14 protein-coding genes are annotated in these 12,700 nt (G+C 42.6%); 8 read left to right on the top strand and 6 right to left on the bottom strand.

Annotation, left to right across the window (positions count from 1 at the left end):
* Positions 1-112: 112 nt before the first annotated feature.
* A complete protein-coding gene (locus BBEV_RS10470) occupies positions 113-676 on the top strand; it encodes a TetR/AcrR family transcriptional regulator (protein WP_232318153.1) in 564 nt (187 codons plus the stop codon).
* Between the two features lie 117 nt (positions 677-793).
* Here the strand turns inward: BBEV_RS10470 and BBEV_RS10465 are convergent, their stop codons facing one another.
* Positions 794-1,510, bottom strand: coding sequence for a Crp/Fnr family transcriptional regulator (locus tag BBEV_RS10465; protein WP_069365420.1), 717 nt, complete (start codon positions 1,508-1,510; stop codon positions 794-796).
* A 146-nt stretch (positions 1,511-1,656) separates the two neighbouring features.
* Between BBEV_RS10465 and BBEV_RS10460 the strand changes: the two genes are divergently transcribed.
* The 3 genes from BBEV_RS10460 (at position 1,657) to arsC (ending at position 3,214) form a co-directional block, all read left to right on the top strand.
* Positions 1,657-2,298, top strand: coding sequence for a pyroglutamyl-peptidase I (locus tag BBEV_RS10460; protein ID WP_069365419.1), 642 nt, complete (start codon positions 1,657-1,659; stop codon positions 2,296-2,298).
* Positions 2,295-2,723: a GIY-YIG nuclease family protein gene (locus BBEV_RS10455; RefSeq protein ID WP_069365418.1), complete on the top strand. Its 429-nt coding sequence runs from the start codon at positions 2,295-2,297 to the stop codon at positions 2,721-2,723. Before BBEV_RS10460 ends, BBEV_RS10455 begins: the two co-directional genes overlap by 4 nt.
* Positions 2,724-2,794: 71 nt before the next feature.
* A complete protein-coding gene (arsC, locus tag BBEV_RS10450; RefSeq protein WP_069365417.1) occupies positions 2,795-3,214 on the top strand; it encodes an arsenate reductase (thioredoxin) in 420 nt (139 codons plus the stop codon).
* 55 nt (positions 3,215-3,269) lie between these two features.
* On the opposite strand, the gene BBEV_RS10445 is transcribed toward arsC, so the two are convergent.
* Together BBEV_RS10445 and BBEV_RS10440 are read right to left on the bottom strand one after the other, a co-directional pair.
* Entirely contained in the window at positions 3,270-3,788 is a 519-nt protein-coding gene (locus tag BBEV_RS10445) for a hypothetical protein (protein ID WP_069365416.1), read from the bottom strand.
* Between the two features lie 121 nt (positions 3,789-3,909).
* Positions 3,910-4,197 carry a 4a-hydroxytetrahydrobiopterin dehydratase gene (locus tag BBEV_RS10440; protein ID WP_069365415.1) on the bottom strand — a complete coding sequence of 96 codons (288 nt, stop codon included), beginning with the start codon at positions 4,195-4,197 and terminating at the stop codon, positions 3,910-3,912.
* 406 nt (positions 4,198-4,603) lie between these two features.
* Here BBEV_RS10440 and BBEV_RS10435 point away from each other — a divergent pair, with 406 nt between their 5' ends.
* Together BBEV_RS10435 and BBEV_RS10430 are read left to right on the top strand one after the other, a co-directional pair.
* Complete coding sequence (locus tag BBEV_RS10435) at positions 4,604-5,428, top strand: EAL domain-containing protein (RefSeq protein WP_198154984.1); 825 nt, start codon at positions 4,604-4,606, stop codon at positions 5,426-5,428.
* Between the two features lie 15 nt (positions 5,429-5,443).
* Entirely contained in the window at positions 5,444-6,031 is a 588-nt protein-coding gene (locus tag BBEV_RS10430; RefSeq protein ID WP_069365414.1) for an NAD(P)H-dependent oxidoreductase, read from the top strand.
* A 141-nt stretch (positions 6,032-6,172) separates the two neighbouring features.
* Here the strand turns inward: BBEV_RS10430 and BBEV_RS10425 are convergent, their stop codons facing one another.
* A complete protein-coding gene (locus tag BBEV_RS10425; protein WP_069365413.1) occupies positions 6,173-7,936 on the bottom strand; it encodes a B12-binding domain-containing radical SAM protein in 1,764 nt (587 codons plus the stop codon).
* Positions 7,933-8,685: a protein kinase family protein gene (locus BBEV_RS10420; protein WP_157100964.1), complete on the bottom strand. Its 753-nt coding sequence runs from the start codon at positions 8,683-8,685 to the stop codon at positions 7,933-7,935. Before BBEV_RS10420 ends, BBEV_RS10425 begins: the two co-directional genes overlap by 4 nt.
* A 380-nt stretch (positions 8,686-9,065) precedes the next feature.
* On the opposite strand from BBEV_RS10420, the gene BBEV_RS10415 reads away from it, so the two are divergent.
* Positions 9,066-10,295: an IS110 family RNA-guided transposase gene (locus tag BBEV_RS10415; protein ID WP_069365411.1), complete on the top strand. Its 1,230-nt coding sequence runs from the start codon at positions 9,066-9,068 to the stop codon at positions 10,293-10,295.
* A gap of 220 nt (positions 10,296-10,515) precedes the next feature.
* On the opposite strand, the gene BBEV_RS10410 is transcribed toward BBEV_RS10415, so the two are convergent.
* Positions 10,516-11,676 (bottom strand): KamA family radical SAM protein, encoded by a 1,161-nt coding sequence (locus BBEV_RS10410; protein ID WP_069365410.1) that lies wholly within the window; start codon positions 11,674-11,676, stop codon positions 10,516-10,518.
* Between the two features lie 153 nt (positions 11,677-11,829).
* Between BBEV_RS10410 and BBEV_RS10405 the strand changes: the two genes are divergently transcribed.
* Positions 11,830-12,684, top strand: a complete 855-nt coding sequence (locus BBEV_RS10405; protein ID WP_069365409.1) for a MurR/RpiR family transcriptional regulator — start codon at positions 11,830-11,832, stop codon at positions 12,682-12,684.
* Positions 12,685-12,700: the final 16 nt, after the last annotated feature.

Genomic DNA, 12,700 nt, shown 5'->3' with positions numbered 1-12,700 from the left:
CATGCATTCGTCATGCATTATGTTGATACTTTCGTATAATGGAAGTAGAGGAAGGCGGGTGACAGAGATGACTTTGACTGCGAAGGGAAAGCCAACAACCGAAGAAATGATAATGAATACTGCCATTGATTTGATTGAGCAAAAAGGATATAACGGTGTTTCTACCAAAGAGATTGCGCAGGAAGCAGGCTATTCAGAGATGACTTTATTTCGACACTTTGGAACCAAATGCGGCTTACTCGAACGCGCGGTTGAACATAAAGGATATTTAGTCGACATGAAAACTACCTTGTTTGAACAGGTGACATATGATTTGAGAAAAGACTTGAAAAAAGTCAGTGAACTCTACCATGATTATAATAATAGAAATGCACAAATGGTTTTAATAGCATTTCAGGAACGGCATCAACACCCTTTTATCGGTGAGACGATTTCTCAAAACCCTAAACAGTTGAAGTTGTATCTGATCGAATATCTTAATAAGATGCAGGATATGGGTAAGGTGGATGCCGATATTTGTGCAGAGACTCAAGCGATGAATTTTCTTTGGATGAATCTGGGCTATTTTCTCAGCCACCACTTGGGGGGGAAAGTGGTCGCTGAAAGCTCATTGGATTGTTTCATTGATGAAAGTGTGGATGCATTTGTGAAAATACTCACATATTGTAAGAATTGAGTATAGAATGTCAAAAAAGTACGAGAGTTCATATGAACTCTCGTACTTTTTGATGTGTTTTATACATCACGAAAAGGGCTTTGTCATAAAAGGACCAGGTGACAAGTCACGTTGTCTTTAAATTGTGCAATTCTCAAAAGGACAATGATGACAGCGGAGGTGTTCCTGTATATAGTCCATATTACGAATCGTGATATACTTCGTATTTACTTGAAGGATGTCTTCATCGGTCAATCGTTTTAAAATCCGATTAATACTTTCCCTCGTTGCACCGACGTAGTTTGCCAATTCCTGGTTTGTGATTTTTTTGTTAATCAGAATGCCTTTGTCAACTCGCTGGCCATATTCATTACTTAAACGTACCAGAATGGAAAAGACTGCACCTTGTTTTCCGCAAAAGACGAGGTCTTTGAATTGGGCCATCATAAGCTGGTTTTGAGCACCAAGCCATTTCATGAACCCTGTTGATAATTCTTGTGATGAGGAGATAATCATTTCAAGTTCCAAACGGTTATAACGTATGAGTTGGCTGTTTTCGATCACTTCTGCTGTGAAATGGTACTTCAGACCGTTGAAAAGGCTTAGTTCACCAATTAAATCATACTGATTTTTCTTCTGGAAAAAGAACAGTTTTCCCTCTGAAGAGGTTTTACACAGTCTGACTTGTCCTTCAAGGAGAATGTAAATATGCTCTGCAGAACTGCCTTCGTGAAAAAGAATGTCATTCTTGCCAGCCTGCATTACCGTTCCCTCTTCAATTAATTTCATAAAGGCAGTTTCTCCGACAATATCAGCGAATGAACCTTCTCGTAATCCATTTGGTATCCGGTTCATGATGTCCCTCCTCAGATCCATACTGATACTCAGCATAGCATATAGTGCCACTCTGTGATTGCCGAAAAAACGAACATTTATCCACAATTTCTTTCGTATGGTGAAAAAGGGTTTGATATACTGTATTTAAAGGAGATGTGATACATATGAATCTGATAGTCAGCGGATTTGAGACGTTTGGTGATCTGAGTAAAAATCCTACGATTGATATTCTTCATGCACTGGAACAGGAACAGGTTGAGGATGTGACGCTCACCACTGTGATTTTACCCGTTGTTTATCAGTCATGTTTTCATTCATTGAATGACCTGATTGATGACATTAATCCCGATGCGATCCTCTGCCTGGGCGTAGCTGCCGGTCGCTCATCGATACAACCTGAAAGGATTGGCATAAACCTTGAGGACCTGTCGGCGGAAGGTCAAGGGCCGGATAACAATGGTGATCGCCCTATCGAAAGAAAGATTCTTGAAGAAACTCCGGATGCGTATTTCTCTACTTTGCCGAATGCGGCAATCACGGCTGAAATTCAAGCCAGAGAAATTCCTTCAACAGTATCGAACAGTGCAGGTACGTTTATTTGTAATACTGTATTATACAGATTAATGCACAAAATCAATTCAGAGTCACGTAATATACCAGCTGGATTTATTCATGTTCCCGCTACACCGGACATGGTGACAAAACGGCCGGACCTTCCTTCAATGCATCTTGACAATCAAGTGGAAGGAATACGAAGAGCGATTCAGGTCATCCGTGACTCAGTTAAGCTTGATTTGGAACGATGACAGAAACGTACACAATTTATCTGATTTTATTTTACACCAATCAGAGCACTGGAGTTAAAGTAGGGGCTTTGGGTAACGTATACCTGAGTGCGGGATACTATGTGTATGTCGGGTCAGCCCGGCGTGCTATCGGTGCGAGGCTGAAACGACATAGGCGTATCGTAAAAACAAAGCGGTGGCATCTGGATTATGTTCGTCCGGCATTGAAGTGGCGGGGTTCAATAAAATGCGTTACGCACGATGGGGAGTGTGCATTAGCGGATCAGGTCAGGCATCAATTAAACGGGGTAACCGTAAAAAAAAGATTGGGCTCTTCAGATTGCAAATGTGAAACACACTTTTTGAAGCTCACGGGACAATTGATCCCGGAACGGCTGAAGTATTTTGCAGATGCCTGGAATCGAGGGGAATTTACAAAATCTTAATGTCTGCAGGCTACTGTCATTGTTCAGTTCATGTTAGAATATGATCATATTCTTATATTGGAGGAACAGTGATGACAAAACCGATTCTTTATTTCTTATGTACAGGAAATTCCTGCCGAAGTCAGATGGCGGAAGGCTGGGGGAAGCATATTCTCAGTGACGAATGGGATGTTTATTCTGCTGGTATTGAGGCACATGGCGTTAATCCAAAAGCAGTAAAAGCCATGAATGAAGTGAAGATTGATATTAACGATCAAACTTCTGACATGATCGATCAGGATTTATTGAAAAAAGCTGATCTTGTGGTGACCCTGTGCGGCCATGCCAATGATGTTTGTCCGGCAACACCACCAGACAAGGAACGAGTTCACTGGGGGTTTGATGATCCTGCAAAAGCAGAAGGATCAGAGGAAGAAAAGTGGGCTGTATTTCAACAAGTTCGTGATCAGATCGGTAAACGGATCCGAGAATTCAAAGATACAGGCAAATAATGAGAAAGACAATTATGAATCAGATCGAAAAAAGCATCCATGCGGATGCTTTTTTTCATTCAACGGGATCTTTTTCAAAGTGTGCGAAATCAGAAAGAATGTCCTCAACTCTCTCCTGATCCTCCTGGGCGATCTTTGTTTTTATTTTCTGGCCTTTGGTCGTCTCCATGATTAACTGACGGCGTGTGCCGAATGATTTTCCCCAGCGGAACTCTCTTACACGGGTCCATTTTGCATGAAATCCTGCAAAGACAATCGCGCCACCGTATAATTCAAAAACGCGGTCCAGGGTAACGAGGATAAATGTCCCGATAAACAGTTGGAGTAAGAACAGGAAAAAAGCCAAAGCGAAATTATTGAAAGTTTCCAAGGTTAATATCAGCCCCACTGGCAGAGCCAGATAAGCGGCCCTGACAGACCATTTATACGTTTTTGAAGCGACCGTCAATTTTCTGGGATCGTTCAGGCTGAAGAACGAATCATCCGTGGAATTTTCCCGGTGCTTATGCGTAAATAAATGATACACGGAAACAGCACTGACGACCGCTGCTGTGAATAAAAACAACCATTGCATAAAAAAGCCTCCATAAGAAAGTTTACAAGCGATCATAGTATACCATAATCTGCTTCTTAACAGAAAAGAACGATAGCTTCGTGAATATCGAAAAAATCCCGCCAAAAGGCGGGATCAAGAATCACATTTTATCTGATGTTTTATCATACGCATGAGCGGAGTCGAAATCTTTTTGAGTTAATCCTCCTTCATCATGGGTACTAAGAGCAATTTTGACCTTACTGTAATCGAGCGTGATATGAGGATGATGCTGGCGTGACTCGGCAATTTCGGCAATTTGATTGACGAATTGAACAGCCTTGGGAAATGTATTGAAGTTGAATTCTTTTGTGATCCATACCTCACCGGTAAGTTCCCAACCGTTAGAGTCTTTCAAGCTTGCTTTCACATCTTCTTTCGTTAAAAGCATACATTTACTCCTCCTTATCGTGTATATCGATACTGACTTTTATCATAGCAGAATTAACCAGCTAAATAAAGCGGTAAGAAACTGAATAAAATCTGATGTCTGGATGTGATATAGGATTTCTTGTGTTAAATCTGATACAATAGAATCATAAAAAGATAAGGCTGGTGATCAAATGGACGGTTGTATTCATTGCCAGAATACGATTCCAATGGAACAAGGCGGCACAATGATTATAAGTGCGGACAGTAATAAACTATTCACGATTATTAAAGAGACATTCACCAGACATAACATAAAATTTCAATTGCGGCGTCTTAATATCCTGATACCTTATGATTACATAAGACAATTGCAATCCTTGACGGAACTACTCCAAGATACTCTTTCACAAAAAGAGCGACATTCGTTGCGTGGAAATATTATTAACGAAAAGAATATTCCAGATATGGTCATGTTTCCACTTTATTCATATGAAGAAATAGAGCAGCGGATTTTAAATCCGGCCTATGTAAAGATTATTCAGGAACAGCACTTCACGTCACATATGCAACCGATTTTCTGTACGCAGGAAGAATCTGTATACGGCTATGAATTTCTTTTGAGACCTTCAAGAGAAGACTTCCCGTTTTATCCAGGAGAGTTATTTTCGTTCTCAAGACGTTCAGGCATGCATTCCATGCTCGACAGTCAGGCCAGAATTAATGCCATTCGAACAGGCTCTGAGAAACTGGGGGAGGAAGAGATGCTGTTTATTAATTTTCTTCCTTCGTCTATTTACGATCCTGCACATTGTTTGAAAAGTACATTTGAAGCTGTGGACACTTATCAAGTTAATCCGAAGCGACTCGTGTTTGAAGTGGTTGAAACTGAACAAATCCATGATATGACGCACTTAAAGACGATTTTCCATGAATATCAGAAATCAGGGGTGAAAGTGGCGCTTGACGATATCGGATCGGGCTTTGCCACAAACGATGTGCTGCAGGAACTGAGACCGGACTATGCTAAAATTGACCGGCAGATCATCCAGAATTGTCATCTTGATGAGAATAAATTAGAAACCATTGAAGAAATCAGCCGGGTGTCCAAAGAACAAGGGACATTCCTGTTGGCTGAGGGAATTGAAAACAAAGCAGAGTACATGGCTGTTAAAAAGCTGGTGGATTATTGCCAGGGCTATTATTTTGCGAAGCCGGAAAAAGATCCTTATGTCAGTTATTCACTACGTTGAACGGGGGTGCAGAAAATGAATGAAAAATTGATTATTTCCATGCATCCGACAAGAGATAGTTTTAATGGTGCTATCTGTGAGACATTACGAGACACTTTTACCAAACAGGGGATCACAGCAACTCTCCGAGATGTTTCGACATTAGCCTTTGATCCATTATTGACCATTGAAGATTATGAGCGCACGGTAAAAGGAATTTATACACCATTTATGAAAACCGAGCATGCATATTGGGATCGGGCAGAAGAGATAATTCTCGTTTTTCCTCTCTGGTGGGGACATTTTCCGGCACTTGGAAAAGGATATATGGATCACGTGTTGAGCTATGGATTTGCTTATGAACTTGAAGGAGAGGAGCCGGTACCTAAAGCGTTGAAAGACAAGCATGTATCAATCATTTTTACATCCGGGTCACCGGAAAATGAAATGAGGGAAAATGGTTTATATCACGATCTGATTGATTCAATTGATCAGTCAATTGTCCAGTTTTGCGGGATGACTTTAAATCAAGTTCTTCATTTTGGAGATGTCTTGCAAGCATCGGATGAACAAAGACGGGAAATGTTGAGAAGGGTCGATACCTCTTTTCAAAAAGAAGAGTAAATGCAAAAGAAGTCCGGATGAGCACCGGGCTTCTTTTGCATTTGCTTCGTCGTAATGTTTAAGTTTTCTATAAGGAAATCTGCGCTCAGGAAGGGGAGTCACTGATCATGGGAGGCTCTCCTGGACCGATAGCTGAAGAAACTAGTCTATTGTTTGATTCGCGAACTGATACGCACCACTGGGAATGAGTTTCGGTCCTTGTTTATCATAATACAGATAGATCAATTGATTTTGATTGATAAACGTTTGACTGATTCGATAGTGCTCCCATGAAAAGGGGATCTGAATAAATATTCCGTTCTTTAAGAGGTGACGGGGCTGCCTGGGTAATTCCGGTGCAGAATCCGGAAGGTGATTGATCAGATGCTCACAGTAAGCAGCAGCATCTTGATCAGCTATATGATTGTTCCACCAGACTTTTGGCGGCTTTTGCTTATAATGAAACAGGTAATCGATCTTCATCAGGCTGTGAACGATTTCTTTCTCATAGGCAGGAAGGTTCTCTTCGTGAAGAAATGAACTGAGCCGGGTAAAGAGATCTTCAAACTGATGGCCAATTTTACTGTAGCCTTTCGCTTCCCAATGATCTCCGAATTTCTGAAAGAAATCAAATGGTGTCGGGAAAACATGTTTGACGAGGTAATTCACGGTATGAGTGAGTTGCTTTTTATTCCAATACTTTTCAAGGATATCTTCCACTTGTTTGATCTTTATGACGTCATCAAAGCTCAGGTCCTGGTTACTCAGGATTTCATAGGGGGCATGATCCATGTAGGTATAGGAGAATTCATCAGCCCTTCTGCGCATGGCAGTCCCTCTCAGCATCTTCAAAAAACCCAACTGCAATTCTTCGGGTTCAAGCTCGAATACATCATTAAATGTTTTCTTGAAAGAGCTGTAATCTTCTTCAGGTAAACCGGCAATTAAATCCAGGTGCTGATCAATTCGTCCGCCTTCTTTGATCATCCGGACTGTCCGGGAGAGTTTATTGAAGTTTTGACGTCGGTCGACCTGAAGATTTGTCGCATCATTGGTTGACTGTACACCGATTTCGAAGCGGAAAATGCCTGGTGGGGCATTCTCATTCAGATACGAAAGCACTTCAGGACGCATGATGTCCGCCGTGATTTCAAACTGAAACTGGCAGCCTTGATGATTGTCGATAAGAAAAGCAAACATTTCCAGAGCATATTCTCTATTGATGTTAAAGGTTCGATCGATGAATTTGATCAGTTTTGCACCGTGATCGATCAAATACAGCAGATCTTCTTTTACCTGATCGATGTTAAAATAACGGACACCTTGCTCGATCGATGACAAACAGAATTGGCAGCGAAATGGACATCCCCGACTTGTTTCAAAATAGACAATACGCTTGTTTAGGTCAGGCAGATCTTCTTCAAACCTGTAAGGACTGGGAATGGTTGCGATGTCCATATTTCCGGTTTCGGGATTGTGCCGGATTTGATTATTGATGCGATAACTGACGCCGCCAATTCTGCTGAAGTCCGCGGTCCCATGATCGATTTCTTGGAGCACTTCTTTAAACGGGATTTCGCCTTCTCCTCGGATGATCATATCCACTTGCGGGTGCTTTTTCATCCAATAATCGGCATCAAAAGATACTTCAGGACCGCCGAGGATCAATACGGTATCAGGAAGGACTTTCTTCAACATGGAGACAACAGCGAGTGTTTTTTCAATGTTCCAGATATAACAGCTGAAGCCAATAACGTCCGGCTGTTCGTTGTAGAGGTCAGATACGATGTTCATATCCGGATCTTTAATGGTGTATTCCTTAATCATCACACGCTGCTCCGGCTCACAATAGGATTTCAGCAAGCGGAGAGCGAGATTGGTATGAATGTATTTGGCATTCAAGGTCGTTGCAATTGGGCGTGTCATTGCTCTTCTCCTTCCTTTTGCTCAGATTCATTGACCATACGTCCTTGATCTGTATCAATGATCATTGAAAATCGCCACTCGGGAAGCGGGCTGGTTGTCCGCGTAATTGATAAACGTGTGGGTAAGATTAATTCTCTTGCAAACTCTACTTCAATATGTGTGTAGGGATTACTTCGACGCATGTTAATAAACATAGGGAATATTTCCTGATTTTCCTGGATGGCGGTGAAGAGGTACTCTTCACTGCCATCTGCGTCCGGATGATCATCTATCAAATCAAATGTGAGCAAACGACCGTCAAGCTCAAGATTGCTGATTGCCATATCACCAAGCTGATGATGGTCTATTGTCGAAGTATTAATAGGGAAACGATATCCCTCCTCATAGATATTTGGCACCATATAAAAGGGGATACTGAAAAAGTTCCCATTCTCATTCCCAGGAGGAGGAGACAGTGTCATGATCATCCCAATTTCATAGTTTGATAACGCACGTTCAAAGAGAGTCCCTTGACGTAACTCTACGTCAGTGACTTCATAAAGGTTCTCATGCTCATCTTCAATAAAGCGGGGCCATTGATATTGGTAATCATCCGCTGAAATTGGGGATTCGTTCATATTTTCAGCAAGAAATGCAATGCGAAACTCTTCATCATCACTAAAACCGTAATAGCTGATTTGAAGAGGGGATTTGACGATCGTGTCCCGAACGGGAAGTGAAGCTGATGAACCCTGCTGCTTGTTATTCAACCATGATTCCGGCTGACAGGCAGCCAGTAAAATGGCAGTAAGCAGAAAAAACAGGATGACTCTGTGGTTCATAACCAACGCTCCTCGTATAGTATATTTAAGCCCAAAATAATCAGAGCTTATTTAAATTATTTAGAGATATTTCTATTGGCTGTCTCTAGATATTTCTAGATAATGATCTTAGGATCATTTGGGACAATTCTTATCGCTCCTGCAGCTTGACTGCGAGAAAAGACTGTTTCTCAGTGTACGTGCGGCACTTCCTACTCGAAGGATGAGCTCTGATACACGAGGTTGATGATCGGCGTTCACACTAGAGATATCTCGAGGCGTCCAAAAGAAATGCCGGATGATTCTCATTTGAAAGGAGGTTATCTCCCATGCGATTATGTGCAGGATTAGACGTCAGCTCATTCGACATGAATGTGTGTGTGATCAATCAGGAAGGGGCCATCGTTGCCCGTTTTACAGTGAGTAATGATTATCCTGGGGCAGCTGAACTCAAGGATCGGCTCATCCATCTCTCTCTGAGCGAGAACGCCACGTCCCTGAAAATCGGTTTGGAAGCCACCTCGGTATACAGCTTCCATCCATCCATGTACTTGCATCATGACGATGAACTGAAGGCTTACGAGACGCAGGTATTCGTCATTAATCCGCGTCAGGTTGCCAACTTCAAGAAAAGCTACGCGGACATGAACAAGACCGATGACATCGATGCGTTTGTCATTGCGGATTACGTCCGGTTTGGACGAAATCAGATGTCCATCGTAAAGGAAAGCCAGTACGTCGCTCTCCAGCAGTTGACGCGCGCCAGATACCACCTGATCAAAGGGTTAACCCGGGAAAAACAGCACTTTTTGCAACATCTGACCTACAAGTTCAGTGCCTTCAAAGATGAGGTCAATTCTTCGGTTTTCGGTGCCGCGATGACGGAGCTCTTCTCTGAGAAATTCAGTCTCGAAGAACTTGCCGAGCTGCCATTGGAAGACCTTGCGGCCTACCTGAGGGAAAAGGGCAGGAACCGATTCCCGGATGCCGAAGTTGTGGCCAGTTCCATCAAGAAAGCTGTCAGCGAATCCTACCGTCCGGATCGCGTCGTGGAAGACTCTGTGGACGTGTTATTAGCGACATCCATTGAGCTCATTCGATCCTATCAACTGCAGATCAAGGAGCTTGATAAGTCCATCACCCGGATCATGACCGGTTTGACACAAACGGTTGAAACGATCCCCGGCATCGGGCCTGTCTTCGCCGCCGGTATTCTGGCTGAAATCGGTCAAGTTGACCGCTTCGAAGATGAGAGCAAGATTGCCAAATACGCCGGATTATACTGGCGGAAACGCCAGTCCGGACGCTTCATCGCAGAAGATACGTCGCTGTCACGTCAAGGAAACCAGTACTTGCGCTATTACCTGGTTGAAGCCGCCAACTCGGTACGAAGGCAAGTCCCGGAATACCATGACTACTACAAGAAAAAATATCATGAAGTCCCGAAACACCAGCACAAACGCGCCCTCGTCTTAACTGCAAGAAAACTCGTACGTCTGGTGGATGCGCTACTACGCAACCATCAAATCTTTACGCCGGATAGGGGCGTGGAGATCTGACAAAAAACTTGTCAGCGTACACCTTATTAAATGCCAGTAATTACCATTCATTTGCTGGTCCAGTTTCTTGCGGCCTTATTCCAGGGTTTTGCCCCTGATTACTCATAAATTGTTCTATTTATGGCTTGACATATTACCGCAGGTCTTTTCGAATGGGTCATTCTCTCATTGTACAAAAAAAATCACCGGAGGTGTTTACTCCGGTGATAATTCGACTGAATTATTTTGTGGTAGCTTCTTTTATTTTATCATTGGCACCCTCAAAGCTTTCCATTTTCTTCTTAGGCGGGTTCCAATATTGTTCATGACCAGGCAGTTCGTCAAACCAAGTGGCGTCCTCAGGGCAGTCGAGCATCATGAATTTACCATAATTACCGTCACGTGACTGGTGGTATTTCAAGTAAGCTTTTCCATCTTCAATGGCAAGGATCTCAATTTTACCAGATGTATGACTCATCGAGAGACGTACACGCTTTCCGAGTCCGGATGTACGCGCTTTTGCGGCTTCAACGATGTCATACGCATCTTTTAAGCTGAGTACGAAGTCCGTATTACCTGCAACAGGGCGATTGATAAAGAAATAGTAAGGAGTCACTCCGGCCCAGCTGAGCTCGTCGAGCAGCTGTCCAAGAACTTCAGGGTCATCATTGATGCCTCTTAATACAGGCGTCTGATTGACCACGATGGCTCCGGCCTTATGAAGCGCGTCAAATCCTCTTTTAGCTTCAGGGGTGATTTCAGTCGGATGGTTGATATGGGCCATCACATAAATCCGCTTTTCTGTTGTGGAGTATTCAGAGATCAGGTCAAGCAAGTCCTGGTCTTCATAAATGCGCATTGGATTGAAAACCGGCATTTTGGAACCGAGACGGATGATCTTGACATGTGGAATCTCACGAAGCTGTTCGATAATGAATCGAAGTTTTTTCGTAGCGAGAATGAGTGAATCTCCACCGGTCAGCAGAACATTCGTGATTTCCGGGTGTTCTTTAATATAGTCTATGCCGGGTTGTACGTCTGACATGGCTTCCTTGATATCATTTCGAAATAGACGCTTGCGGAAACAATAACGGCAATATGCGCCACATACTTCGGATACAATCAAGAGGGCCGTTTCATCGTATTTGTGCTGGCAGCCAGGAACGACATAATTCGTGTCTTCGTCTGATGCATCCCAGCGACCATATTCCTCAAGTTCTCCTTCGTTCGGGATCACCAGTTTACGGATTGGATCGTTTGGATCTCCCCAATCAATCAGTCCTAAATAATATTCGTTCACTCGAAAGACGAATTTTTCTGTTATTTTTTTTAGTTTTTCTTTTTCTTCATCCGATAGGTGAGGCACCTTTTCAATGTTCATGACGTACTTTGGTTGTGCCATATTTTCAGCCTCCTCTTAGGTGTTGTATACTTATTTAAACACAGCGTTTTCATTTGGTCAAAAAAGGCATAAACCTTTTATTTTCATGATAAAATGAAAGAGAAATTGCAAACAGGAACTTGTCACTTCTGGTGATATTGGAGGGTGATCAGCATGCTTGAAACGGAAGTATATCAGCGCATTGCATCAATGAGGGAAAACATGAGCAAATCACATAAAAGGATTGCCCGATATATATTGGAGAATTCTGACACAGTCCCTTTTCTGACGGCTTCCAAACTGGCGAAATACTCGGGAGTAGCTGAGTCTACAATTGTACGATTTGCCTATTTCATTGGTTATGAGGGCTATCCGGATTTTCAAAGACACCTTCAGGAAGCCTTGCAAAAACGGATGACTTCTGCGGAATTACTGAGGCGGACAACCTATGAAGGAGAACAGATGGAGGACGTGGTTACGGAAGTATTATCGGATGATATTCAGAATTTGAGGTCCACTTTGGAACAGATTGATCCAAGGCAATTTGAAAGGGTCGTATCTGATATGATTCAAGCCAAAAGAATTTATATCATTGCTTACAGGAGTGCAGCAAATTTAGGAGGATTTCTCGAATTTTATCTGGATCTTGTTTTGCAAAATACCGAAATGATCCGACAAAGCGACAGCGTATCAGAGCACCTTCTTGATATTACTGAGAAAGATCTGGTAATCGGCCTAGGGTTTTCGAGATATACGAAACGTACGGTGGAAGTGATGAAGTATGTTAAGGAAAAGGGGGCGAAAACGGTAGTCATCACAGATCATATGATGAGTCCGTTGGTCCCATACGGCGATAAGCTGCTGGTTGCCTCAACAGAGATCAATTCATTTATCGATTCATTCGCAGCACCAATGAGTCTTGTGTCAGCTTTGATAACGGCGCTTACGAGAAGTGAACATAAAAAAATCGAAAAACGTCTTGTGGAACTTGAAGGACTTTGGGAAACGTTTGACGTATTTTATGATTAAAAAAAGGGGGTGCCGC

Source organism: Salisediminibacterium beveridgei, from assembly GCF_001721685.1.
In the GTDB taxonomy this organism is placed as follows: domain Bacteria; phylum Bacillota; class Bacilli; order Bacillales; family Salisediminibacteriaceae; genus Salisediminibacterium; species Salisediminibacterium beveridgei.
Note: the sequence above shows the minus strand (reverse complement) of the source record. Positions and strands in the feature narration are given on the sequence as shown.

Bases quoted from the DNA above. Each gene is read 5' to 3' on its own strand.
- BBEV_RS10470 (WP_232318153.1), top strand. From the start codon at position 113: ATGAATACTGCCATTGATTTGATTGAGCAAAAAGGATATAACGGTGTT.
- BBEV_RS10465 (WP_069365420.1), bottom strand. From the start codon at position 1,510: ATGAACCGGATACCAAATGGATTACGAGAAGGTTCATTCGCTGATATT.
- BBEV_RS10460 (WP_069365419.1), top strand. From the start codon at position 1,657: ATGAATCTGATAGTCAGCGGATTTGAGACGTTTGGTGATCTGAGTAAA.
- BBEV_RS10455 (WP_069365418.1), top strand. From the start codon at position 2,295: ATGACAGAAACGTACACAATTTATCTGATTTTATTTTACACCAATCAG.
- arsC (WP_069365417.1), top strand. From the start codon at position 2,795: ATGACAAAACCGATTCTTTATTTCTTATGTACAGGAAATTCCTGCCGA.
- BBEV_RS10445 (WP_069365416.1), bottom strand. From the start codon at position 3,788: ATGCAATGGTTGTTTTTATTCACAGCAGCGGTCGTCAGTGCTGTTTCC.
- BBEV_RS10440 (WP_069365415.1), bottom strand. From the start codon at position 4,197: ATGCTTTTAACGAAAGAAGATGTGAAAGCAAGCTTGAAAGACTCTAAC.
- BBEV_RS10430 (WP_069365414.1), top strand. From the start codon at position 5,444: ATGAATGAAAAATTGATTATTTCCATGCATCCGACAAGAGATAGTTTT.
- BBEV_RS10425 (WP_069365413.1), bottom strand. From the start codon at position 7,936: ATGACACGCCCAATTGCAACGACCTTGAATGCCAAATACATTCATACC.
- BBEV_RS10415 (WP_069365411.1), top strand. From the start codon at position 9,066: ATGCGATTATGTGCAGGATTAGACGTCAGCTCATTCGACATGAATGTG.
- BBEV_RS10410 (WP_069365410.1), bottom strand. From the start codon at position 11,676: ATGGCACAACCAAAGTACGTCATGAACATTGAAAAGGTGCCTCACCTA.
- BBEV_RS10405 (WP_069365409.1), top strand. From the start codon at position 11,830: ATGCTTGAAACGGAAGTATATCAGCGCATTGCATCAATGAGGGAAAAC.